Origin of the sequence: Rhodohalobacter sp. (assembly GCF_034521535.1) — a bacterium.
Classification (GTDB): domain Bacteria; phylum Bacteroidota; class Rhodothermia; order Balneolales; family Balneolaceae; genus Rhodohalobacter.
This window is the reverse complement of record NZ_JAXHMF010000005.1, coordinates 59,870-83,275: the sequence shown is the minus strand read 5'-3', so window position 1 is coordinate 83,275 and position 23,406 is coordinate 59,870. Positions and strand designations below refer to the sequence as shown.

28 protein-coding genes and 4 pseudogenes are annotated in these 23,406 nt (G+C 44.7%); 22 read left to right on the top strand and 10 right to left on the bottom strand.

The annotated features are described in order from the left end of the window. Window positions 1-82: 82 nt before the first annotated feature. The 4 genes from U5K35_RS06955 to U5K35_RS06940 all read left to right on the top strand — a co-directional run bounded on the left by U5K35_RS06955 (window position 83) and on the right by U5K35_RS06940 (window position 1,807). Window positions 83-373 carry a hypothetical protein gene (locus U5K35_RS06955; protein WP_322570742.1) on the top strand — a complete coding sequence of 97 codons (291 nt, stop codon included), beginning with the start codon at window positions 83-85 and terminating at the stop codon, window positions 371-373. A 13-nt stretch (window positions 374-386) separates the two neighbouring features. Then, entirely contained in the window at window positions 387-1,142 is a 756-nt protein-coding gene (locus U5K35_RS06950; RefSeq protein WP_322570741.1) for a radical SAM protein, read from the top strand. A 283-nt stretch (window positions 1,143-1,425) separates the two neighbouring features. Beyond that, entirely contained in the window at window positions 1,426-1,569 is a 144-nt protein-coding gene (locus U5K35_RS06945; protein ID WP_322570740.1) for an ankyrin repeat domain-containing protein, read from the top strand. Next, window positions 1,559-1,807 carry an ankyrin repeat domain-containing protein gene (locus tag U5K35_RS06940; protein ID WP_322570739.1) on the top strand — a complete coding sequence of 83 codons (249 nt, stop codon included), beginning with the start codon at window positions 1,559-1,561 and terminating at the stop codon, window positions 1,805-1,807. Before U5K35_RS06945 ends, U5K35_RS06940 begins: the two co-directional genes overlap by 11 nt. Before the next feature lie 315 nt (window positions 1,808-2,122). On the opposite strand, the gene U5K35_RS06935 is transcribed toward U5K35_RS06940, so the two are convergent. From U5K35_RS06935 to U5K35_RS06915, 5 genes and pseudogenes are all read right to left on the bottom strand, one after another. Next, a complete protein-coding gene (locus U5K35_RS06935) occupies window positions 2,123-2,839 on the bottom strand; it encodes an SAM-dependent methyltransferase (protein WP_322570738.1) in 717 nt (238 codons plus the stop codon). Next, window positions 2,836-3,321, bottom strand: coding sequence for a hypothetical protein (locus U5K35_RS06930; RefSeq protein ID WP_322570737.1), 486 nt, complete (start codon window positions 3,319-3,321; stop codon window positions 2,836-2,838). Before U5K35_RS06930 ends, U5K35_RS06935 begins: the two co-directional genes overlap by 4 nt. After that, entirely contained in the window at window positions 3,314-3,580 is a 267-nt protein-coding gene (locus U5K35_RS06925; protein ID WP_322570736.1) for a hypothetical protein, read from the bottom strand. Before U5K35_RS06925 ends, U5K35_RS06930 begins: the two co-directional genes overlap by 8 nt. A gap of 20 nt (window positions 3,581-3,600) precedes the next feature. Continuing rightward, a complete protein-coding gene (locus U5K35_RS06920; RefSeq protein WP_322570735.1) occupies window positions 3,601-4,482 on the bottom strand; it encodes a serine hydrolase in 882 nt (293 codons plus the stop codon). 239 nt (window positions 4,483-4,721) lie between these two features. Beyond that, window positions 4,722-5,968: pseudogene (locus U5K35_RS06915) on the bottom strand (DUF819 domain-containing protein). 237 nt (window positions 5,969-6,205) lie between these two features. Between U5K35_RS06915 and U5K35_RS06910 the strand changes: the two are divergent. The 8 genes from U5K35_RS06910 to U5K35_RS06875 all read left to right on the top strand — a co-directional run bounded on the left by U5K35_RS06910 (window position 6,206) and on the right by U5K35_RS06875 (window position 9,978). Next, the gene (locus tag U5K35_RS06910) at window positions 6,206-6,364 is read left to right on the top strand and encodes a hypothetical protein (protein ID WP_322570734.1); all 159 of its coding nucleotides are present in this window, start codon (window positions 6,206-6,208) and stop codon (window positions 6,362-6,364) included. Continuing rightward, window positions 6,333-6,584, top strand: a complete 252-nt coding sequence (locus tag U5K35_RS06905) for a hypothetical protein (protein ID WP_322570733.1) — start codon at window positions 6,333-6,335, stop codon at window positions 6,582-6,584. The genes U5K35_RS06910 and U5K35_RS06905 overlap by 32 nt, the downstream gene beginning before the upstream one ends. A gap of 103 nt (window positions 6,585-6,687) precedes the next feature. Further along, entirely contained in the window at window positions 6,688-7,347 is a 660-nt protein-coding gene (locus U5K35_RS06900) for an aspartate kinase (RefSeq protein WP_322570732.1), read from the top strand. Between the two features lie 5 nt (window positions 7,348-7,352). Further along, on the top strand, window positions 7,353-7,535 hold the full coding sequence (locus tag U5K35_RS06895; protein WP_322570731.1) for an ACT domain-containing protein: 183 nt from the start codon (window positions 7,353-7,355) through the stop codon (window positions 7,533-7,535). Between the two features lie 99 nt (window positions 7,536-7,634). Beyond that, window positions 7,635-8,312: a dihydrodipicolinate reductase C-terminal domain-containing protein gene (locus U5K35_RS06890; protein WP_322570730.1), complete on the top strand. Its 678-nt coding sequence runs from the start codon at window positions 7,635-7,637 to the stop codon at window positions 8,310-8,312. Next, on the top strand, window positions 8,312-8,983 hold the full coding sequence (dapA, locus tag U5K35_RS06885; protein ID WP_322570729.1) for a 4-hydroxy-tetrahydrodipicolinate synthase: 672 nt from the start codon (window positions 8,312-8,314) through the stop codon (window positions 8,981-8,983). The genes U5K35_RS06890 and dapA overlap by 1 nt, the downstream gene beginning before the upstream one ends. Before the next feature lie 79 nt (window positions 8,984-9,062). Continuing rightward, on the top strand, window positions 9,063-9,197 hold the full coding sequence (locus U5K35_RS06880; protein ID WP_322570728.1) for a hypothetical protein: 135 nt from the start codon (window positions 9,063-9,065) through the stop codon (window positions 9,195-9,197). Between the two features lie 34 nt (window positions 9,198-9,231). Then, complete coding sequence (locus tag U5K35_RS06875) at window positions 9,232-9,978, top strand: 2,3,4,5-tetrahydropyridine-2,6-dicarboxylate N-succinyltransferase (RefSeq protein ID WP_322570727.1); 747 nt, start codon at window positions 9,232-9,234, stop codon at window positions 9,976-9,978. Window positions 9,979-10,734: 756 nt separating this feature from the next. Here U5K35_RS06875 and U5K35_RS06870 read toward each other — a convergent pair. From U5K35_RS06870 to U5K35_RS06855, 4 genes and pseudogenes are all read right to left on the bottom strand, one after another. Continuing rightward, window positions 10,735-11,538: an alpha/beta hydrolase family protein gene (locus U5K35_RS06870; protein WP_322571746.1), complete on the bottom strand. Its 804-nt coding sequence runs from the start codon at window positions 11,536-11,538 to the stop codon at window positions 10,735-10,737. Window positions 11,539-11,697: 159 nt separating this feature from the next. After that, window positions 11,698-12,960, bottom strand: a pseudogene (locus U5K35_RS06865) (DPP IV N-terminal domain-containing protein); the annotation flags it as partial. 1,066 nt (window positions 12,961-14,026) lie between these two features. After that, complete coding sequence (locus U5K35_RS06860) at window positions 14,027-14,539, bottom strand: hypothetical protein (RefSeq protein ID WP_322570726.1); 513 nt, start codon at window positions 14,537-14,539, stop codon at window positions 14,027-14,029. Window positions 14,540-14,598: 59 nt separating this feature from the next. Further along, the gene (locus U5K35_RS06855) at window positions 14,599-14,961 is read right to left on the bottom strand and encodes a hypothetical protein (protein ID WP_322571771.1); all 363 of its coding nucleotides are present in this window, start codon (window positions 14,959-14,961) and stop codon (window positions 14,599-14,601) included. On the opposite strand from U5K35_RS06855, the gene ccsA (U5K35_RS06850) reads away from it, so the two are divergent. The 8 genes and pseudogenes from ccsA (U5K35_RS06850) to U5K35_RS19595 all read left to right on the top strand — a co-directional run bounded on the left by ccsA (U5K35_RS06850) (window position 14,870) and on the right by U5K35_RS19595 (window position 20,379). Next, window positions 14,870-15,292: a cytochrome c biogenesis protein CcsA gene (ccsA, locus tag U5K35_RS06850; protein WP_322570725.1), complete on the top strand. Its 423-nt coding sequence runs from the start codon at window positions 14,870-14,872 to the stop codon at window positions 15,290-15,292. The two genes, U5K35_RS06855 and ccsA (U5K35_RS06850), sit on opposite strands and share 92 nt — an antisense overlap. 31 nt (window positions 15,293-15,323) lie before the next feature. After that, window positions 15,324-15,524 (top strand): CcmD family protein, encoded by a 201-nt coding sequence (locus U5K35_RS06845; RefSeq protein WP_322570724.1) that lies wholly within the window; start codon window positions 15,324-15,326, stop codon window positions 15,522-15,524. Window positions 15,525-15,564: 40 nt separating this feature from the next. Continuing rightward, window positions 15,565-15,969, top strand: a complete 405-nt coding sequence (locus U5K35_RS06840; RefSeq protein ID WP_322570723.1) for a cytochrome c maturation protein CcmE — start codon at window positions 15,565-15,567, stop codon at window positions 15,967-15,969. A gap of 136 nt (window positions 15,970-16,105) precedes the next feature. Continuing rightward, window positions 16,106-17,200: a cytochrome c biogenesis protein CcsA gene (gene ccsA, locus U5K35_RS06835; protein WP_322570722.1), complete on the top strand. Its 1,095-nt coding sequence runs from the start codon at window positions 16,106-16,108 to the stop codon at window positions 17,198-17,200. Window positions 17,201-17,211: 11 nt separating this feature from the next. Then, window positions 17,212-18,171, top strand: coding sequence for a cytochrome c-type biogenesis CcmF C-terminal domain-containing protein (locus U5K35_RS06830; RefSeq protein WP_322570721.1), 960 nt, complete (start codon window positions 17,212-17,214; stop codon window positions 18,169-18,171). 143 nt (window positions 18,172-18,314) lie between these two features. Continuing rightward, the gene (locus U5K35_RS06825; protein ID WP_322570720.1) at window positions 18,315-18,602 is read left to right on the top strand and encodes a hypothetical protein; all 288 of its coding nucleotides are present in this window, start codon (window positions 18,315-18,317) and stop codon (window positions 18,600-18,602) included. A gap of 216 nt (window positions 18,603-18,818) precedes the next feature. Beyond that, the gene (locus tag U5K35_RS06820; protein WP_322570719.1) at window positions 18,819-19,355 is read left to right on the top strand and encodes a hypothetical protein; all 537 of its coding nucleotides are present in this window, start codon (window positions 18,819-18,821) and stop codon (window positions 19,353-19,355) included. A 168-nt stretch (window positions 19,356-19,523) separates the two neighbouring features. After that, window positions 19,524-20,379 (top strand): annotated as a pseudogene (locus tag U5K35_RS19595) (3-hydroxyacyl-CoA dehydrogenase family protein). A gap of 195 nt (window positions 20,380-20,574) precedes the next feature. On the opposite strand, the gene U5K35_RS06800 reads toward U5K35_RS19595, so the two are convergent. Further along, complete coding sequence (locus U5K35_RS06800; protein ID WP_322570715.1) at window positions 20,575-21,228, bottom strand: hypothetical protein; 654 nt, start codon at window positions 21,226-21,228, stop codon at window positions 20,575-20,577. A 29-nt stretch (window positions 21,229-21,257) separates the two neighbouring features. Here U5K35_RS06800 and U5K35_RS06795 point away from each other — a divergent pair, with 29 nt between their 5' ends. Further along, the gene (locus tag U5K35_RS06795; protein ID WP_322570714.1) at window positions 21,258-22,760 is read left to right on the top strand and encodes an NFACT family protein; all 1,503 of its coding nucleotides are present in this window, start codon (window positions 21,258-21,260) and stop codon (window positions 22,758-22,760) included. A gap of 78 nt (window positions 22,761-22,838) precedes the next feature. Then, a pseudogene (locus tag U5K35_RS19590) lies at window positions 22,839-23,398 on the top strand (shikimate kinase). Window positions 23,399-23,406 lie beyond the last annotated feature (8 nt).

Below are 23,406 nucleotides of genomic sequence, written 5' to 3'. Positions count from 1 at the left end.
TTGTCCGGCCTTTTTTGTTTCTATCCTTATTGCAAATACATATATTATATGTGTGATTTATGTAATAAGAAAAAGAGGATCTATGGCAAACAAACAAAATCCGTTGCGGGGAAGAGGCGCATCCGATAACCCGGTGAACCGTTTTGAGGGAAATTATATTGATTACGACCTGGACGAAGAAACCGGAGAAAAACCTTCACCCAAAACACAATACATTCCGGATCACACCAAGTCTGTGATCACCTATAATAAAAGTGAAGACATTGGTTTAACGCGAGCATCAATCCATATCGGGGATGTGAACACGGATGCATTTACTGCTATGCGCGGCCCTATCATGAATATCGGGATATTCATCGGGATTGGATTTTGAGTCGAAGATCGTAGTGAAATACGATGCCCCGGAGTTGCTGAGAAAGGAACTCAGTTCCCAAAAATGGAAACCTCAGGTAATTGCCATGAGTGGAGTTACCGACATCTATCAGCCTGTGGAGCGCAAGCTGGAGCTCACCCGTCAATGTTTAGAAGTAATGGCAGAATTTCGAAATCCGGTGGGACTCATCACCAAAAACAACCTGATAACCCGTGACATTGACGTGCTATGTGAATTGAATGAGTATAACTGCGTGAGTGTAACGATTTCAGTTACCTCGCTCGATAAAGATCTCACCGGTGTTATGGAACCCCGAACCTCCCGTCCTCAAAAGAGATTGGAAGCTATCCGTCGGTTGGCTGATGCCGGTATTCCTGTTGGGGTGAATGTAGCGCCCATCATTCCGGGCCTTACCGACCATGAGTGTGCAGAAATTTTGGAGCAAGCAGCCGCAGCCGGCGCAAAGTATGCGGGCTACACTATGTTGCGGCTTCCCTATAAAGTGAAGGATCTTTTCGTTGAATGGCTGGAGCAACATTTCCCGGACCGGAAGAAAAAAGTGCTCCATAAAATTTTGGATATACGGGACGGCAAACTCAACAATTCGGAATGGGGCAAACGAATGAGGGGAGAGGGAAATTTCTCGAAACAGATTTCGGATCTGTTTCACGTTCAAACCCAAAAACTTGGGTTAAATGAACGCCACAATAAGTTGACCACAGATCATTTTGTAAGAAGTTCCGGCTCACAAATGAGTCTGTTTAGATGACGTTACAAAGATTTAACATTTCAATAGAAACAATTTCAATTCTCTACTCGTCTGACTATATATAATAGCTTTTATGCCCAATATCTATTTGAGGAAATCACTTTAAGAATAAGTAGCTTTTTAAACATAGTAGCCCTCAGATCAGGTATTGGGTTTTTTTATGTATGATTACCCGCAATTCATGTAATCTTCAAACTCAACTCGTATTTCTAATTTGACATTTGAACACCCGGAAAGTACAATTCAGGTGCCAATCTAAATTCCCAAACGAGGAGGATACGTTATGAACGAAGACACATTTCTCGAAGCCGCAGAATCAGGCGACATCGAATCCATCAAAGAGCTCATCAACGGTGGAATAGATATAAATGCAAAAGACAATCATGAACGAACTGCATTGCTAAAAGCAGCTAAACATGGCGCATAAGGAGATCGTAGCACTATTATTGAGGCACGGAGCAGAAGCTGACCTTAGAGATAATCGGGGAACTTCTCCATTGTATTGGGCTTCTGCGAATGGGTATTATGGTATTGTACAGCTATTGATCGAGCATCACAGCGATGTTGATGTGCATGATGACCGTGGCTGGTCGGCTAAAGATCAGGCTATAACGCATCGTCACCAAAGCGTAGTTGAGTTATTGGATGCCGCCGGCGCTCATTGAAGCCACCTGTAATCATTGATATTTCTAAAGCCTCATCATCTTGATGGGGCTTTTTTTGTGGGGTGAAATTCTGTGAGATCTGGGTGTAAACTGAGTTCGATGTATTAAATGTGTTAAACGAGCCCAAAAATAGCTAAGGTCATACCTGCTGAAGGCGGGTATCTTATTATTGCCATTAAATCAATGGCTAATACCTAAAAAACCATTAGATTTCGGGCCTTCCGCCGCGAAATGACCATCAAGTCTATCATACTTACTGTTTTTAAAATCGAACTCGGGTATGTAGTATTTCTGAACCTGGAAGAAAAAAACAGTCTATTCTTTTGCGTAGATCAGGAAAATAGTAGGCCGTTTGTTCAGATCAGGCAAAGGTTTCGCCTTCCAGCTACCCACATGTTTTGAGATGATCTCCTCGGTGGGCAAGGTGATGTCGGTAGCAGTACAAACCCGGGTGTTGGAGGCACAAGTATCCAACACATCTTTCAGGAGTTCGTTATTTCTGTATGGAGCTTCCATAAAGATCTGTGTCCGGTCGTGCCGGCGCGATTCCCCCTCAAGCTGCTTGATCATAGATTTCCGTTTTTTCTGATCGATAGGCAGGTAGCCGTGGAAGGTAAATTGTTGCCCGTTAAAACCGGCCGCCATAAGAGCCAGCAAGATGGATGAAGGTCCCACCAGCGGCACTACTTTTACCTGATATTGATGAGCCAGTTTAATCAGCTTTGCACCGGGATCGGCCACGGCAGGAGCCCCGGCCTCAGAAAGAATACCCGCATCTTTGCCATCCAGCAGCGGACGAAGAAACGAATGAATTTCCTGTTCCGGCGTATTTTTGTTGAGCGGATAAAAGTCGATTTCGTACTCAGGTACAGTGTCTCCCACCCATTGTAAAAAAGAGGTAGCCGTGCGCAGATTTTCAACCATCAGCACATCCAGCTTGCGGAGTACATTCAGGGTATATTCAGGCAGAGCGTTGTTTTCTCCGGTTTTTCCGAGTGTTGTGGGAATAAGATAAAGCGTTCCGGTTTTCATGAATCGACTCGTTCTATAGTGAATTTTTCATCATCGGCATTGAGGGTTTTGCGGCGGATATATCGGTTCACAAAAAAGCCAAAAACAGCGGTGACCACCAAACCCAGGAAGGCCACGCCCATATTGTATAATGAAGTACTCCGCTGGATATCGTAAGTGGGGAAGAGCACAATTTCCTGAAATGCTCCCTTTTCATAGCGAACCGGAATGGTGTTGCTTTTCATTAGCTGCTGTGCCATTTGGACGGAAAGGGTCATTCGGCGTGCAATGGTATCGCCTTCAGCTTCAAACCGAATATTTACATATCCATTACTTTGGGCGGCTATCTGCTTGATCTCAAAATCGGTGATCTCAGCCAGGTATGTTTCGCCATTATCGTAGGTGCTTTTGGCTCCTTGATGAACCAACCCTTGCTGGGCTACAAGAAACAACAGGTAGGCAGGAATAAGCCAATAAAAGTGAAGCAGACGATATTTATTCATCGGTCTCGGAGATTTTTTGGAGTGTGGTTTCATACAAAGCCGGATCCCATATAAGTCGCTGCTGATAGTCTTCCTGCATGTGGTTGGCGCTCATGTGCACCCAGAATCCCACCGGAAGCTGATCAAAGAAAATGGCCTGAACAGAAGTGTGTCCGTCATAAATGGACGTCCCAAAATCGATGCCACCTAACAATCCCATGCGGTTATCATAAATAGCCCCATAATCTTCAAAACTACGGGCTATGGGTTCTGATCCCATGGGCCATCGCAGCCTTTCTTTTATTTGCTCTGAAATTTTGGGGAGATGATCTCATTATTCAACAAGCGAGCCATCAGGTCTGCAAGCTCACGGGTGGTTGCTTGTGGAAAATATGCGAGTGCATCTCTTTCCTGCATAAAAGTGAGCGAAATCCGGTCGTCTTCAAACTGCTCCTTCACCTGCTGGTTGAAATCAGAATCATCTTTTAGTTTTCGGGCTGATCGAATGGCTTCTTCTGCAAATTTTGAGAACGGAATGTCCTTCAGATCTGAAGTGTCATGCAGAGACGGGTTGATGCGCATATACATCCCGCTAAAAGGGAGTGGAAGAGCAGATTCCGGCATTGCCAGGGTGTCCATCAAAGCACGGATGTTGTCTTCTCCCAAACGAAACCACAGATAATCGGCGGAAACCAAGTCGCTGTTTTGGAGCATGGCTTTTACCACATCATCCAGAGGCGCAGTTCCTTCTTCGAAAGTATCGATCAGTTTTTTGTGATTGTTTTCGCTGATCTCAGGCAGCGCAAATTTCTCGATCTGCTGCAGACTTATTTCTTCTTTCGGATTGAGCCGTCCTTCATCAACCTGCCTCACATATTCCATCAGCAAAAAGAGGTTGGAAGTTGCGCCCAGGGCCCGTGGTACATTCTCCTGATAAAAGATGCCGGAGTCAGGATCATTCACATTATAGGAAGTAATGGAAACCCATTCGGGATGTTCGGCTACGAAGTTGGTTAAACCGGCCAGCGAGTAAGTGTTTTCGATGTATTGACTGCCTTCAGCCATGCCGGCTTCGTTTTCAAAAAGGGTTTCAAAGCCGGAATAATTGAGTCCTATAACCATGGCAAAAACAAATGCGGTAGCGCCTAAAAAAACGGCCAGGAACTTGAGTGCTCTCTTCAAGAATCAGTGAAATTTAAGATTGGAAATTAGTTCTTCAAGATACGAAGAAGTATACAGCATATCCTGAATTTTGAAGGGAATTATGGAGATCTGAGAATCGGGGAATTAGCCTGCCAAATCTCCAATAAAGATTGCCACCAAGGCTCGAAGACACAAAGCATCACAAAGGACTAAGTAACCCAAACTTAGTAAACCTTTTCGGCCAAAATCAGGAGTAAGTGCAGAGTCTCATCTTCAATTTACATGGTAGAAATAGCCTGCATCATAATGGCACAAAGATAAGCTCCGTAGGTTCCGAGCGCGTATCCCAGAACAGCCAATAAAACTCCGACAGGGGCCAACGCGGGGTGAAATGCTGAAGCTACAATTGGAGCTGAAGCCGCACCTCCAACATTGGCCTGACTCCCAACCGCCACAAAGAAAAACGGTGCTTTAATAAATTTCCCAACCAGAAGCAGCACGGCCACGTGAATTAATATCCACACCGCACCAATAATGAAAAAACCGGGGCATCAAGCATAGAGGCTATATTCATTTTCATGCCAATGGTCATTACCAGAATGTATAAAAACAAACTTCCCATTTTAGAAGCACCGGCTCCTTCAAGATTACGGGCTTTGGTGAAGGAGAGAATCAATCCACCGGTAGTTGCAACCACTACGATCCAGAAGAAAGAAGAATTGAGACTTAGGTCGGCGAGGGCAGGAGCGTTGGCATCAATCCAGGGGCCAATAGAATCGCCGGCCAGGTGACCCAAGGCAACTATAGAAAATGCAATAGCTCCAATTTTAGTGAAATCGACGAGGGTTGGAACGCGGGCAATACTAGCCTGATAATCAGCAATTTTTGTTTTCAGCTCATCGATGGCTGAAGAATCTGCTTTGAACCAGCTGTCAACCCGATCCGAAATTCCGGCTCCATATAAAAGGAAGGCCATCCAGATGTTGGCCACAATGATATCGACCGTTACCATCGCTCCAAACAGATCCGTGCTGGGTTGAAAAACTTCCAGCATAGCGGTTTGATTGGCTCCGCCGCCGATCCAGCTTCCGGCAACCGTGGCAAGACCTCTCCAAACTTCATCAGCACCGGTACCACCTACAATTTCAGGACTGATGGTTCCCACAATCAGCAGTGCAATAGGTCCACCGAGCATGATACTTCCGGTTCCCGCCAAAAACATAATGACGGCTTTGGGCCCCAAATTCAGAATGCCTTTCAGGTCAATACTCAGCGTCAGCAACACTAAACTTGCGGGAAGCAAATACCGCGATGCCATATAATAGAGATTGGAATCTGCTTCAGATACTACACCAAAAGTGGTTAGCAGGGAGGGGATGAAATAGCACAATAGCAGCGAAGGGACAAACTTATAGAATTTTTGCCATTTGGGATTATCGCTGTGCGAGGTGGCGAAAATTCCGGCTAATATAGCCATCAGTAATCCAAAGGTGACGGCATCGCTGGTGATAAGTGCTGAATCCATAAAGTTTGTTTTGTACTGATTTAATTTCGTGAGAGAATACAAAAATTTTACATGAATCAGTAAAGAAGTGAAATTCAAGATCAAAGATTCAAAATTTAAGATTGGTATTAAGCCTATTGAATAATCTTTTAATCTTTAATTTTAAATTTTTAATCCTCTATTTAAACAAGTCTTTGGCCCAAATAGTCTTTATTTTTGAAACTCACTCAACTCATCACACCAACTCTTTTTTAAAGAATGATCGTATCTAAATTTGGAGGCACCAGCGTGGGCACTTTTGAAGCCATGCAGCGCAGTGCCCGTATTGTAGCGGCCGACCGTAACCGACAGTTCATCGTAATTAGCGCAACTTCGGGAACCACCAATGATCTTGTGGCTCTTTCATCCGGAAAATGATTCCACCAAGCGCGAAGAAATCTTAGGGCAGATCGAAAAACGACATCTCTCCATTATAGAACAGTGTCAGGATCAGGATAAACTGAAGGATGATTTCTATGCCGAATTCTCTAACCTCAGAGAACACCTGGATTTTTCCGGACGCGACAAGCGCTGGAAGGACACCTTATATTCTTTTGGGGAGCTGATGTCGACCCGAATTCTTTGTAGCAGGTATTGAACGAGAATGGCGTTGAAGCCGAATGGCTGGATGCACGGCAGGTCATGAAAACAGACTCCACATTTGGGAATGCCGATCCGATTTGTAAACTCCATCAAAAAGAATGCGGGTAACGTTTATTGAGCCCGGAAAAACCTATCTTACACAAGGGTTTATAGGTTCCGATGTATTTGGGAGTACAACCACATTGGGACGTGGCGGAAGTGATTTTTCCGCTTCTCTTTTTGCTGAAGCCGTTGGCGCCGATACCCTCGAGATCTGGACGGATGTTGCCGGTGTGTATACCACCGACCCAAGAATTGTATCCGAGGCTTTTCCTATCCATGAAATAAGCTTTGATGAGGCGGCTGAGCTTTCTGTTTTTGGCGGAAAAGTCCTTCACCCCGCAACCCTGAAACCTGCTATTCGTGGCGGGGTGAATGTGCGCGTGGCCTCCAGTTCAGATCCGGATCAACCCGGAACCTATATCGTAAAAGAGGCGAAAGAAAAGCCAACGCTGCGGGCCATTTCTATCCGAAAAGATCAAACCCTGCTGACGGTAAACAGCCTCGAGATGCTTCATCAACATGGATTTTTGGCTCACTTGTTTAAGACACTTGCCGAGCATAAAATTTCAGTGGATCTGGTGAGTACCAGTGAAGTTAGCGTAGCTTTAACATTGGATACGGCCGTAAATGCAGCCAATAAAGTGGAACTGACGGACGAAGTGCTGGAGGAATTGGGCCGTTTTGCAGAAGTGATTGTGGAAAAGAACTGGCTTTAATTGCATTGATCGGAAACGATCTTCAGAAAACTTCAGGGATTGGTGGACCGCTTTTCACGGCCCTCGAAAAATACAACGTGCGGTTGATCTGTCACGGAGCAAGCTCCAATAACTTGTGCTTTTTGGTAGATCATCAGGAAGCAGAGGATATTGTGAAGATGGTGCACAAGAAGTTTATTGAGAGATAAGTACTGCCTATCAATTTCATAAGTAAAAGAGTCTTAATCCGGTAAATAAAGTCCCGTTAAACCCTTATTTTAAGACTCAATTTTGAATGAAATCGATTTATGAAGATAGCTGTTATTGGAACCGGCAAAACCGGTGGTAAAGTAGTAGAATTACTTGGAGATGAATGCTCTGAGGCTTTTGATGAGCATAATCCGCCAACCGTAGAAAAACTTAAACAATCAGATGCAGTCATCATTTTTGTACCGGGTGATGCCGTGCCTGACGTGATTGATGATGTGTTGGAAGCTGGAATCCCCGCGGCCTGGGGTAGCACCGGTTTCGACTGGCCTGAAGATCTCGCCGACCAAGTGAAGAAAAAAAATACCAGTTGGGTGCTGGCGTCTAATTTCAGTTTAGGGATGAATGTAATCCGAAAAAGCATTCAGGTGATTTCAAAAGCTTCTTCAATTCTAAAAGACCCGGAATTTCATATTCACGAAGTGCATCACGTACATAAAAAAGATGCGCCCAGCGGAACCGCTCTTTCCTGGAAAGAATGGCTGGATAAAGAAGCTGAAGTGACTTCAGCGCGAGAAGGAGATGTAAAGGGAATTCATGAGTTGACGGTAAAAACGGGTACGGAAAAAATCACCCTGAAACACAAAGCATTGGATAGAGCATTATTTGCAGAAGGGGCCATCTGGGCTGCAAAGCAAATGGTGGAAAACCCGGATATTGAAAACGGAGTACACGCTTTCGGGCAGCTATTTGATCAAATTATAATGGAGGAAGGATAATGGAAAAATTTCCACTGTGGACCGCAATAATCACCCCGATGAATCCTGACGGGAGTGTGGATTATGAGAGTTTTGAAACCTTACTCAGAAAACAAGAAGAAGCCGGAAATGGAGTTTTGGTTTTAGGGAGTACCGGCGAGGGACTGAACCTGAATGAAGAAGAAAAAAGAGGAATTGTCCAATTTACGAAAGGACTCGAGCTGGATGTTCCTTTTATGGTGGGGATCGGCGGATTTAATCTTTCCGCACAGGTCGATTTCATTCACTGGGTGAACGAGATAAAACCGGATGCGCTTCTTTTGGTAACTCCACTTTATGCAAAACCCGGAGCCGAGGGACAGTTTGAGTGGTTTTCAGAATTGATGGCCGAAACCGAGCTTCCCTGCATGTTATATAATGTGCCGTCTCGAACCGGCGTAAAAATGCATCCAAGCGTGCCAGCGCGACTTTCCAAAGAATTCGACAATCTGATGGGCGTTAAAGAAGCGAGTGGAAGTGTGGAAGAATTCAAGGCTTTTCGACAGGAAGCACCGGATGTAAAATTCTACAGCGGAGATGACGGAATGACCCCGGATTTCACCAAAGAAGGAGGCGTGGGTTTGGTTTCTGTGGCCGCCAATGTCTGGCCCAAAGCGACCCATAAATATGTAGAATTATGCTCTGGCCGGTGAAACCGAAGATCTGTTTCCATTATGGAAAAATGCAACCGATGCACTCTTCAAGGCTCCCAACCCCGTTCCGGCAAAAACGTTGCTTCACAAAAAAGGATGGATCGCGAACGATACGGTTCGGCTGCCACTGTCACTGGGCGATATTTCGGAGGAAGTGGAACAGAATCTCGTGAATGCAGATAAAGAGATTGCAGCCTGGCTGAAAAAGCAGTAAAACGATTTTAACAAGTTAACAACACAAACAGAAAATGAATTACGAAGATATTTTAGATCAGTTAGAAGAAGGAAAGGTCAGAGCGGCCAATAAAACGGAGAATGGCTGGGAGGCAAATGTTGAAGTCAAAGAAGCTATTCTGGCCTCATTCAAAGATGGCGAAAACACCAGTTACGATGGTATCTACGAAGGATTTGTAGACAAGCACAATTTGCCCCCTCGGTATTTTTCTCCTGAAGACGGCGTTCGTTTGGTGCCCGGTGGATCTTCCGTCCGTCGTGGTGCGTATGTGTCATCCGGGGTGATCATCATGCCGCCGGCATATATTAATGTAGGCGCTTTTGTGGATGAAGGCTCTATGGTTGACAGTCACGCTTTGGTTGGATCCTGCGCGCAAATTGGCAAGAATGTGCATCTTTCGGCAGGCGTTCAGATCGGCGGGGTTTTGGAGCCGGTGGGAATGAATCCGGTGATCATTGAAGATGATTGTTTTATAGGAGCCGGGTCTGTGATCGTGGAAGGAATTTTGGTGAAAAAGGGTGCTGTAATTGCTCCCGGTGTGACCCTTTCAAAAGCCGTTCCGGTGTATGATACCGTGAATGAGAAAGTGTTGGAACGCGGTTCTGCCATTCCTGAAAATGCCGTCGTGATTCCGGGAACCCGACCTGTTGGAAATGACTGGGCCAAAGAAAATGGCTTAAGTATGTCATGCCCAATTATTGTGAAGTACCGTGATGAAGGCAGCAACGCATCTCTGGAATTAGAGGAAGCCCTGCGGTAATTTTTGTCACTAAATCTCGAAAACACCAAAAATTTTAAAGCCCGTGCATCACAAAGATGTACGGGCTTTTTTTATGGTTTGAATTTGATTGCATTGACAATAAAGTACCGTAGGTCGGGCAGCTTGCCCGACACGCATGGATTATGGGAAAAGCGAGTAAATCGACTCTCCAGAGTCGATAGTAAAAGATGTGTTGACTGGTTTCGTCTCGAAGTGGAAAGCATTTTAAAAAGGTGTTTTAGTGAGCCCGAGATAAAATCACCCTTAGCTGTCACAAGGATGACAACTTCAGTACCACAAACTCACGCCATTTTATTCAGCTTCCATACACGCGACTCTGGAAGACGCGCTACTGCTGCATTTGCTTCAAACAAATAGTGCCTAAATAAAAAAGGTCCAAGCGGACGCTTGAACCAGTTTAGGGTTTTGGTCCTAAGTAGTGTCGGACAGCTTGTCCGACACTTGTAAATTAGAGATGATGTTGAATGGGCAGATCGTGTAGTCAATCTGCGGAACTCAGCGCCTAACTCCGCGAACATGAGCGAGAAAGAAAGTGGGTATGTAGTAAAAGATAATTTCACGCAGAGTTTCGCGGATGAAGCGCTGATTTTCGCGGAGTTTTAAAACCCTTCGCAGAATCTATTCTGATTTAATTATAAGTTGAAAGTGCTCAGGAGCTACAACGACTTGGGAGATCTCTATTTCAAACTTAGATTATTGCAATACTTTATTTCTGAGCCTTTAATCCAGAGTCTTTCAGGGCAGATTGAAATCTACGTTGGTACGGTAATCACCCAAAAGATGCTGGGAAAAGTAATACCATTTTTGTCGCTCGAAATAGGGTTGGTAAGGACCAAATCCATGTCGGCGGCCGGGGAGCATCATCATATCAAAACGCTTGCCGGCTTTGATGAGGGCATCAGCCAGGCGAATGGTGTTGGCGGGATGCACATTGTTATCTACATCTCCGTGAACCAGCAATAAATGTCCTTTCAGGTTTTCAGCCAGCTCCGCATTGGTCTTTATTTTGGATTCAAAAGTGATTTCCTCGCGCTCCACTTCCACGCTGTCTTCATTCATTTCTTTTACGGTCTTGCGATTTTCCGTCACGCCATGATGTGTCTCACTCCACCAGGTATTGTACACGTTGTTGTCATGATTTCCGGCGCTTGCGACGGCTACATCATAAAAATCAGGATAGGAGAGAAGGGCAGCCGTACTCATAAATCCACCGCCGGAATGTCCAAATATTCCCACTTTATTTTGATCTATAAATGAATGTCGGGAAGCCAACTGCTCGATGCCATATTTGTTATCCATCAGCGGATAATCGCGCAAATTGTCGTAGCCATAGGTGTGATAATATCGGGAGCGAACCGGACTTCCGCCTCGCTGACCAAAAGCTACTACCACAAATCCAAGCTGTGAAAGAGCCTGATTTCGACCGGTGTAGCCTGTTAACGAAAAGCTGGTGGGAAAAGGCTCGGTTTGAGGGCCGGGATATACATAGGAAATAATGGGATACGATTTGGTGGAATCGAAATCAAAGGGTTTCCACATCACCCCGTAGAGATCGGTTGCACCATCAGCAGCTTTGATCTTGAATTCTTCAGGTGCTTTCCACCCAATTTCTTCGGCGGGACTCATATCCACCTGCTGAAGGTCGAGGATGATCTTGCCGTTCCCATCACGAAGCACGGAACGGGTAGGCATATTCACGCGGGAGAAATTATCCACGAAATAGTTACCCTCGTCAGATTCGGAAATACTGTGATCGGCATTTTCGGGGGTGAGGTGACGGAAATTGGATCCGTCAAATTTGACGCTGTATAAATGCTCGTAGTAGGGGTGATCACCATCACGACCGTAGCCCTCAAAGAAAATAGTCTGCCGGGCGGTATCGATCTTCACCACATCACCAACTACAAAATTGCCTTGTGTGATCCGGTTCTTAGATTTCCTTCGGAGTCATAGCGATAAAGCTGTCCCCAGCCGGTGCGCTCGCTCCACCACAAATATTCTTCACCGTTATTAATAATACCCAGGTACTGAAAACTCCAGTTGAAATAGAGGTTCACTTGTCTCGCTCAATAAAACGTCCGTCTCACCGGTTTCCGTATTCCCGATCAGGATATCCACTTTATCAGAAGTTCGGTTTTCGCGATAGATGTACAAATTATCTGAACTATTCGCACGGTAATCTCCGGTTTGATGATCTCCAAAATTGGCTCTCAAGTCCTGATCTTCCCACTTTTCGGTATCCATGATAATGCGCTCGCGGCTTTCAATATCAAAAACTTCTACGTGGTCGATCCCGATTTCATCTTCCCCCGGCATGGAATATTTATAGGTCTCAAGGGTAGGGCGTTCGCCGAGAGAATTGATCACCCAAAGTTCTTCAACTTCGCGGTTATCGGTTCGCTGCACATAAAGCTTAGTCTCATCATCAAAAAAGTTGGCACGGGACCGAAGTCGCTCGTTGGAAGTGGTATCACCCTGATCGGCCTGGTAGCTGAACCATCGCTCGCCATCTTCGGTCAGCTGAATCTCGGTGCTGTCGGGATCATCAGAACGCATCAAATACAAGTTGTGCTCTTTGGCAAAAGCGATCCATGTACTGTCGGGGGAGTAGGTTGCCCATCCTTCTCCTTCTTCCTCCTTCAGGGAATCTCCTTTTACAAGATCATTTCCATTCAGGTTGTAGGTGAACTCGATGCTGTCAACATGAAAGGTGAACCGTTCTTTGTCGGTATCGTATTCAAAGTCGTTGAGGTCAAGATCGAGGTGATTGAATGGGCGCTCGAACGTTTCAGAAAGCTGTGCCGCTACATTTTCACGGTCAAAAAGTTCGCGTTGGGTGGGTCGCTCAGCATCCACGAAATACCAGTTTGTGCCTTCGCGGTTTTCAAATTCGTACCAAAACGTATTGGTGTCTTCGATCCAGCGGGGATACACGCCGGTATCGCCGATCAGGTTTTGCATGCGCTCGCCGGTAAATCGCTCAGCGGCTTCAAAGTTCGCCTGCGCGTTGACTGACTGTGATATCATCACAAGAAACAGGGAGGTCAGGAGTAAACGGGAAATAATAGAGAATAGCTTCATAAATAATAATTGCAGTTATAGAATGGCTGATAAGAAAAGGGATTTAGTTGTAAAACACTGCTAAATAATGTGAGTTCGAGATAAGATCTCTGAAGTTGCCTTCTCTTGAGCATGATTTTAAAAAAACAAGCCCTCGTCCGACCACTGAAAAGACTCCGTGTTACTGAACCAGCAACCCCATCCCCAAAACAAAGTTAAGCTGCAATACAAAGAAGTGGTCCGACGAATGGAAAGGGCTATCAGGTTGAAATTTCGGGCTTATAGAACTTTCGTACCCGTGTCCAATCGTCGGACGAGCTGTAGTCGTCGGACGATGAGCAGTATTTTCTAATGACAACATTATGGAATGCAAAAAACATATCTGCCAATGGTAGTGGAGCTAATTGTATCTCAAACTCAGGTAATATGCATGATGAAATTCCGACCTTGATCTGACGCATTGCGCGTTTGATCGATGGATGAGGCTTGGTTACTGGAATCAAGCAAACGGGCAGACGGTTATCGGTCGGACCGAGAAGTAGTGCAGGCTTTATACATCACCTCGTTTCTCTTCGGTAACACATCAAATCAAAGTTTTTGGGAAACGGAATGATGAATTTTGCGACTACTCCATCATTCGGCTCAGTTCGGGAGGAATGAAAAGTGGACTTCCATGAGAGCCGGGTGATGGAATTAATATTTTTGTCCAATAGCTTTGAACCAAGATTTTTAGGATTTGTAACATCATCCTGCTTATCCTAAAAAAGAAAATCATGGTTCAGAATAGAAAAGGTTTATGCGAATTGGTAGAAAAATTGTACAAATAGTTATCAGCGAAACTCTGCGATTGAATCAGCGAGCCTCTGCGAGAAAAAGTAGTGGATACTATCTGTCAGATAAAACAAGATCTAATTGATCACTAAAAGCAGGATGATTAGCAAATTGATAGGACACCATTATTTTGACTCTAATCCTTTTTGAATTTCTGTTGCTCCTTATCAAAATCTTCATTGCTGATGAGTCCTTGCTGCCAGAGTCCGGTAAGGTAATCGAGTCGGTCCATTTCTCCCGGCCCATATTTTGTTTCGCGGGGTTTTGTCTGTTTCTGAGCTTCCAGTCTTTTTAGCTCTGCTTCCACTGCCTTCTCGATGGAACGGGCAATTTGTGCGGGATTTTCGAGTCCAACCAGCTCAATTTCGCGCCCCGAGGTTCTGATGGTAACCGGCCCCACACCAAATTGTGTTTCGCCGGAAATGGCCTTACGGATATCAACCAGATCAATATTCTGGGAAATGTGTCCATCCACAACAGTGATCTTTTGGTCCGATATTTTGTAGCGGATGCTCGCATGTGTCTTGCGTGTTCGCCATAAAATGTAGATTCCGATGAGGACAGGAGTAAGCAAAATACCGAGTGCATACTGCCAGAAAAATGCTTTCCAGGAAGGAGTTAGCGTGATGGAACGTTTGGTGCTTGTCATAACAGATTTTACAGATTATATCCCTAAAAAATCGAGGGCTTTTTTGTATCTTTTACTTTTTAAACGTAGCTATAGTTAACAAAATTCATGAACTCTTGAAACCCTGGAAATACGTTGTTGCTGTTGGAATGACGATCGTGATTGCCGCCGGCTTTTTGATTCACATTCCATTCATCCCCATTCTTGAACAAACGGCCCGGAATATCTTTTTCCACGTTCCTATGTGGATGACGATGTTTGCGCTGTTCATCATCAGCTTTTGGTATAGCATCAGGTATTTGAATGATCCCAATTCTGCGTTTGATATAAAAGCCTCTTCCGGCAGCAAGTGTGGGAGTGGCTTTTGGAATATGCGGACTTTTAACCGGCTCGCTGTGGGCGCGATTCACCTGGGGTTCATGGTGGACCTTTGCCGAACCCAAAATGAATCTCGCCGCGCTGGCCATGATGATCTATGTGGCTTATTTCGTGCTCCGTTCCGCTTTTGATGATCAGGAGAAACGCGCAAAACTCGCGGCAGTTTACAATATTTTTGCAGCCACAACTATTCCGTTTTTGCTGTATGTGGTTCCGAGACAATTAACAAGCCTGCATCCAGGAGCCGATGGAAATCCTGCTTTTAGTGAGATTACAGCCGCTGAATTGCGTTATATTCTATATCCGGCCTTTGTAGGTTTTATAGCACTTGGCATCTGGATCTATGATGTAGTGCATCGCTACAAAAAGGTTCAATTCGACATTGAGAATTCGTAAATTTTTCATCCACAAAAAAATTCAGAATTTAATGCAAGAAGATTCACTCGCCGCCGTTGATACGCTGACTCAGGCTTATTCCGATGAATGGGCCGGTGCCAACGGAGCAGAAGAGGCGGGAGCATTTATACAATTTATGTCATCAAACGAACTTATTTACGTAGTGCTGGGAGTGAGTCTCATTATATGGCTTGTACTCCTGTTCTTCCTTTTCCGCGTGGACCGAAAGTGAGTAAACTCGAAGACCAAATTCAATCCAAACAAGAAGAAGCATGAAGCCAAAGTTAATCATTGGAATTGTAGCCATCGTGGGATTTACCTCGCTGCTGATGTACAATTTCGGCGAAAGTATCAGTACGTACACCACATTTGAACAAGCCGGCGAGCGAACCAACGCACACATTCCGGGAATCTGGGATGAAGAAAAAGGAGCCGAATTCTCCCTCGAAACCAAACGCTTCACCTTTCACATGATAGACGAAGCGGGCGAATCCCGAAAAGTGGTGTATCCCAAACCTAAGCCCAATAATTTTGAAGATGCCGATCAGTTGGTGGTCATCGGAGAAATGCGTGGCGACACTTTTTACGCCAGCGAAATGCTCATGAAATGTCCATCCAAATACAACGATACCGATCCAGGTCAATTCACCGAAGCTGCTGCATCATCGAGTTATTGATGATCAGCTTTGACGTATTTTCTGCTTCGGTAGATATCTGAAAGCATTTGATTGTGGAAAGTAAAACTTTGGAAACCAATATTGACAACACTCACTTTCTGTTTCCCTCACTAAACCCTTTTTGATCCGATAATTTATGTTAGGTATTCTTGGTAAAATTCTGATCTCCGCCTCTTTTGCCACGGCATTGCTTGCTTTAATCTTTTACTTCTATTCCGCCAATCGCGATCAGGAGAAAACACTTCGCATTGGAAACTGGTTGTTTGCAGCTAAAACAATGTTCCTTGTGGCTGCCTCCGGAATTCTGATCTACCTGATTTTTCAGCATCAGTTCCAGTATTATTATGTGTTCAATTATACCAGCCTGGATCTGACCCCGAGATACCTCTTTTCAGCATTTTATGGCGGACAGGAGGGAAGCTTCATGCTGTGGATCCTATTTTCGGCATTTCTCGGTTTTGGGTTGATGAAATGGACACGATCGCCGTACAAAGCCCCAGTACTTTTCTTTTTAACGATGACGCAGGTGTTCCTCCTTTCCATGCTGCTGGGCTGGGATATTTTTGGGTTGAAATTAGGCGCTTCACCATTCCGTACCATTGCCCAGGAAATGCCCAATGCGCCGTTTCTGCAAACCAATCCCGATTTTGTGCCATCGGACGGAAGTGGGTTGAACGATCTCCTCAAAAGCCCCTGGATGATGATTCACCCACCGGTGCTCTTCATCGGTTTTGCCATGATGACCATTCCATATTGCTTTGCCATGGCCGCACTCTGGAAGCAAAAATATAACGAATGGATCAGTCCTGCTTTACCGTGGACTTTAAGTGCAAATGTGGCGCTGCTCACCGCCATTTTTCTGGGAGGATATTGGGCATATGTCACCCTTTCATTTGGGGGATATTGGGCCTGGGATCCTGTTGAAAATGCTTCATTGGTTCCATGGCTGATCGGCACAGCCGGCATTCACACCATGATCATTCAGCGCAAAAGTTCGGTGGCACAGAAATCCTCAATCCTGTTTGCCATTCTTGCGTACGTTTTTGTGGTGTACGAAACCTTTTTAACTCGCTCGGGAATTCTGGGGAGTTCATCTGTACACAGTTTTGTGGATCTCGGGCTGTACAATCAGCTGGTTGCCTTTATGCTGGTGGTCACCCTGGTGGGACTGGGACTCTTTTTCTGGAGATATAAAGAACTGCCATCCCCGATAAAGAATCTAAAATCCTGAGTCGTGAATTTATGACGGTTTCCGGGGCTGTGCTCTTATTGATTCTTGGTCTTGTGATCATTCTTGGAACAAGTTCACCCATCCTGGGACGCTTATTTGTTGAAAATCCAACCCCTCCGGAAATTAGCTTTTACAACAACTGGAGCATGCCCATTGCTATGATCATGGCCATATTTACAGTCCTTGGGCAGTATCTGTTCTGGAAAAAATACGACGCAGAATCACTGGCCTCAGATCTCATCAACCCACTTCTGGTTACAAGTACCGTCACTATTCTTGCTATTATTTTGGGTGATGTCCGAAACTTTACTACATGGTATATTTGTTCTGCGGATTTTTCGCCATCGTTCGGAAATGGATGGGTGCTTTTCCGCCTTGTTAGACAAAAGCCCAAATTGATCGGTGGGGCTTTGAATCACGTAGGTTTTGGAATGTTACTGGTTGGAATTTTGGCTTCCTCGGCTTACAACAGTCCGTTAGTGGATCAAAAAACAGCGCAGTATAATGAGGCCGTAAAGCAAGGTGAAGTGACTGATGAACAGGGATTTAAAGTAACACAGCTTGAAGAAATGCTGATGCTGAACCTGAATGAACCCGTGCTCGTTGATGATCGGTATATGGTCACTTATGAAGGCTATGAGCTGGATAATACGGTCCGGCGGGGACAGCAAACATATCAGATCAAATTTGAGCCGGTAGATGGCGGGAAGCCATTTTATATGAAGCCGGAAGTGTATCCCATGCTGACTTCTTCAACAGCAGAGAATATTCAATGGTCGGTGGACCCGGATGTTCGAACCGGAATTCTGAGTGATATCTATCTGTATGTGGGAGGAAGTTCTTACGTGCAGGAACAAAATGACCGTGCTTCAAACATGAATTCCCCAATGCAGAATGTGGCTGATCAGGACACGACTTCTGAGGAAGATAAAGATCCAGTCTTTCAATTTCACCCCGGGAGAAAGCATTGATGTTGGAAATTATACCATCCGATTTGTGAACTACATGCGAACGGACAGTACGGAGTTACCGCCGAATACATCCATCGGCGTTCGGGCTGAAGTGGAACTCATTCATCCCGCAAGTGATCGTATTGTTACGTTAAATCCATTGTTTGCAGTGTATTCCGAAAACGGACAGAGCTATATATTTTTCTCCGCCGTCTTTTGCCCGGGAATTTGATCTTGAATTCCAGTTCACACAGATCAACCCGCAGGAAAACAGTATTGAAATTACCGTAACGGGACTTGAAGAAGAATACGAGCCGGAATGGGTTCTGATTGTAGCTGATGAAAAACCATTTATATCGGTGGTGTGGGCCGGTACGTTTATGTTAATGATTGGATTTAGCATCTCCATTTTCCGACATTGGGGAAGAGAGCGGAAGAAGAACACCGAATAAGGAACATCGAACATCCAACTTACAAATATTCAATATGATAACTGATGTGAGCAAATTTGGAAAGAGAATAAATTCAAAATTAGATGTTGGAAGTAGGATATTGAATGTTCAAAAACTAATGGTGATTACACTTATAAGTTTGTTCCCTAGCTCATTACTGTAGCCCAGACACAAGATAATATACCTTCGCCGCGGGGCGCTTTTTTACGCTCTTTGGTGATGCCGGGCTGGGGTCATTATTATGCGGATAAAACGGACTGGAATCGTGGAAAATATCACCTGGCGGGAGAGGCCGTGCTGGTGCTTTCTTACTTCGGATTGGATGCCCGGGCGAATACCTTAGAAAATGATTTTTATACCCTGGCTCAAAGTAAAGCCGGAACCGATCTCTCCAACAAATCCCGGGATTATCTGATCGCCATTGGCAATTATGACAATCTTGAGGAATACAATCAGGCGCAGCTCAGAACCCGAAACTGGAATCGATTGTACGAAGATACTCCCGAGCTTAGATGGAGTTGGGAAAGTTCAGATCTCCGAAATCAATATCGGGATGCAAGGGAACAGGTAGATGGAAACCGAAGTCAGCTCCCAACCCTGGTTTCTCTGATGGTGGTAAACCGATTGGTGAGTGGTATAAGTGCTTTTGTGAAGGCTCGTGATATGGGCAAAAACCTACCCGAGGCCAGCTTTTCGTATGTAAATCAATTTGGCCAAAGAGGCGTTACAGCTAATCTACGCTTTGAGTTTTAAGCTATTTGAGCATCTGGCGATTTGCCTGTACAACAATAAATTTGTGTTTAGTGGCTAAGAAAATAAGCAGCCAAAATAACTGTAAAAACCACCTCAATCGGCTTGAAAAACGCTTCCAAAACCCCTAATCTGATAACAATTCATAATCTCAAAATAACCATCATAAAAATGGACGTAAAAAAAGTGGCTGTAATTGGCGGCGGAACGATGGGAAATGGCATTGCTCATGTATTTGCCATGAGTGGAATACCTGTGAACCTGATCGAGACCAAACAAGAATTTGCGGATCGCGCGCTGTCAACCATCGAGAAGAATTTGGACCGGATGGTGAAGAAAGAAAAGATCGATGAGGCAAAGAGGATTCAGACACGCTGGACAGCCATAAACATATTTCTGAATCTATCGGAAGGAGTGAAAGATGTGGATCTGGTAGTTGAAGCCGTTCCTGAAAATCTGGACATCAAGAAAACGTGTGGCAGCAGGTTGATGAAGCCGCTCCGGATCATGCAATCTTCGGTTCAAACACTTCTTCTATTTCCATAACCAAGCTTGCGGCACTTACCTCCCGACCGGAAAAATTTATTGGGATGCATTTCTTCAACCCGGTACCGGTTATGAAGTTGGTTGAAATTGTACGCGGACTGGAAACCGATGACGAGACCTATTCTGTAATCGAAGAAACGGCTAAAAACCTCAACAAAGCTCCTGTTCCGGTAAATGATGCTCCCGGCTTTGTCAGCAACCGCGTGCTCATGCCGATGATCAACGAAGCTATTTTCTGCGTGGGGGAAGGCGTGGCCACTCCCGAAAATGTGGATGAAGTGATGAAGCTGGGATGGCGCATCCCATGGGACCGCTGAGACTGGCTGATTTCATTGGCCTGGATGTGTGCCTCGATATTCTGAACGTACTCTATGAAGGCTTTAAAGATCCAAAATACCGTCCCGCTCCTTTGTTGGTTAAAATGGTTGATGCCGGCAAACTCGGCAACAAAACCGGGGAAGGGTTTTACAAGTACGACTAAAAAATCAGATTTGCAATTTAAATGAATAAAAGCCTGACTTTTAACAAATTGGGCTTTTTAGCATCTCGGTCTGACGGCTCTAAGTCCGTCTGACCGTTGAGTTGAATTTAAACACCGAAGCTTTAGCCATCCATCAGACCGGCGATCGGTCAGATGGAGTTCGAGGTGGTTTTTTTAGAGGCGTACAATTGGTATTTAAGCCGCCACCGACTCTTCCAGGATCTCATCAGAAAGAAAGATCACTTTATTGGCCTTAAATAAGAGGTCATGGAGTTTCCGGCTTACAATGTGCTTTACGTCATTCAGGCTTTTGGGTGAGGTGAGTTCGTACTGAAAATAAGAGATCAGGTTGATGGCCGAGAGGTACCGTCCGTTTTCATCCCCGTCAATTTCGATATGCCAGCGGGTGATGATGTCATCGTCTTTCAGTAGATCATTTACTTTATTACTGATCGATTCCATCCAACGGCTTGCTTGTTCAACACGATAATTACCGTTTTCGCCAGATACTTTGGGCTGACAAAGGTCAACATCAAAAAGCCAGCTTATTTCAACATCAATAGTAGGTTTTACGGCCGATTTGGTGAGGGTTTCAATTTTTAGGAAAGGATGGCTCTCCATGCCATCCAGTTCTTTGGCCATAGAGGTTTCGCGGAAACTGTCCCAGTCAAAATTAATGGAAAGTGAATGCATAAAGTCCGAAACCTCATCCAGGTTGATTATTAATTCCAAACCTGTTGCGTGAATCTTGTTATCTTCCCACGTCCTGAATTTATTCGTATCTATACCTCTCTTTCCTAATTGTGATTCTACAGTATTAACAATAGACGTGAAGATTGGATAATGCATGAAATCTTTAAATTCCCCTCTGTTTTTCAATGAATTATTACGAATTAATATATCTAAATAAGACCCTTAAAAACAAGTTTATTGACGGTCATATAGAACAAGCGGTAAGTCCGTATAAGAACTATATCGAGTTTTTTATTAAAACAAAATCAGATAGTTACAGATTATGTTATAGTTCGGCTCCCGGCAATATCGCCCTCTATGTTGACAATTACAGGGGGGCCAAGAAAAGCAACACCATTGACTTTTTTGAAGAATTATATGGAAAGCAAATTACCGGAGTGAGTATTCCTGAAACCGATCGCTGGTTGTATCTGCATTTTGAAGATGATTCTACCTTGTATTTTAGAATGTTCAGCAATCGTGCCAATGTGTTTTGGGTGAAGGACGATAAGATCAAAGCTGTTTTTAAGGAGTATGATGAAAAGGGGGCAGAACCACCATCACCCCAAGAACTGAATGTGTACAAGGTTGAAGAAGATATCAGCCGAAAAAGTACCAAGAACAAGATGGTTGCCATCAATGCGATGTTTCCCCGGCAGAATATTCCGGAGCTGATAGAGCATTACGGACTTGATGATTACTCAGTGGATGAACTTCAGGATTGGGTGAAAAAAGTATGCGAGGAGCTCGAAGATTCGCCGTACCCAAGGCTGCTGGAAAATGGAGAGGTGACGTTGTTTTCCGAAGATATACTCCCAATAGCAACTGAGAAGGAGTTTGAGAACGTAAATCATCTCATTCTATATCGATATAAAACCTATTCGAGAAATCAGCGACTGAAGCAGCGGAAATCATCCCTGCTGAAAAGTCTGAAGCGGAAGATCAAAAGACTGGAATCGGGGCTTAAAAACCTGGATCAGGCGGATAAGGGACTGGAACGGGCTGAAAAGTACGAACAATGGGGACATATCCTGATGGCAAATGCTCACCTGGGAGATGTCAATGTCGAGGAAATTGAAGTGGATGACCTCTATAGCGAGCAAGAAAAAGTGACCATTCCGCTGGAACGAGATCTGGATATAGCCGGAAATGCGCAGCGGTATTACAAAAAAAGTTCAGGCGCTGAGCGTTCGTATGAGGAAGCCATAAAACGCATCCCTGAAATGGAAGCCGAGAAAGAGAAGGCCGAAAAACTGCTGGAGGAGGCGGAATCGATCACCAACTTATGGGAATTCAAGGACTGGGAAGAAGAGTTTGAGGATGAACTTGCGCCCTATCGCGATCAGGGTGGTTCCTCTGATAGTGAAGATTCGCTGCCGTTTCACACATTGAAAGTGCAGGGCTACTCGGTGTGGATAGGGAAGAATGCGAAGAGCAATGATGTGCTTGTTCAAAAAGCCCACAAAGAAGATGTGTGGATGCATGCACCGGGCGTTCCGGGATCGCATTTGGTTATAAGAATGGGCAATGAAAGATATGCCGCCCAAATCTGTTCTGCTGGAGGCGGCTTCGTATGCAGCTTTCAACTCGAAAGCAAAAGGAATGAAAACTGGCTCCGGTTATCATCACCAAAAGAAATACGTGCGTAAGCCCAAAGGATCTTCGCCCGGAGCGGTGGTGGTTGATAAGGAAGATGTGGAAATGGTAACCCCCAAAAAGCCATCGGTATGAATGAGGAGCGCGTAAAAAAGTTTAAGGGAAGTATTTTCATCAGTGGCTTTATGGCCTCAGGAAAAAGCACGATCGGGCGGATGATTGCTGAGCAACTGGAGCTGCCTTTTGTGGATCTGGATGATGTTATCGTAGAAAAGGAGGGGAAATCGATCAACCAAATTTTTGAGGATAAGGGCGAAGCATATTTCCGTGAAAAAGAATGGCAGTATTTACTGGAATTGACCGAAACCACAAAGGGGTGATCTCTCTGGGAGGGGGAGCCCTTCAAAATCAACGCATTGTGGATCACCTGAAGATTTACGGCATATTGGTGTTTATTGATACTCCGTTTGATGAGATCGTAGAACGCGTAGCCTGCAACGACCAAAGGCCGATTTTATGGGATTCGGACGGAAAAATTAAATCAAAACAGACTCTGTATGACGAGCTGAAAGCCTTATATTTAAGTCGTGAAAAATATTATAAACAAGCGCAGGTTAGTGTAAATACATCGTCCTTATCTGCTGCAAAGGCAGCACAAAAAGCGATACAGAAAATTTCCCGTCATGTCTGATACTATTT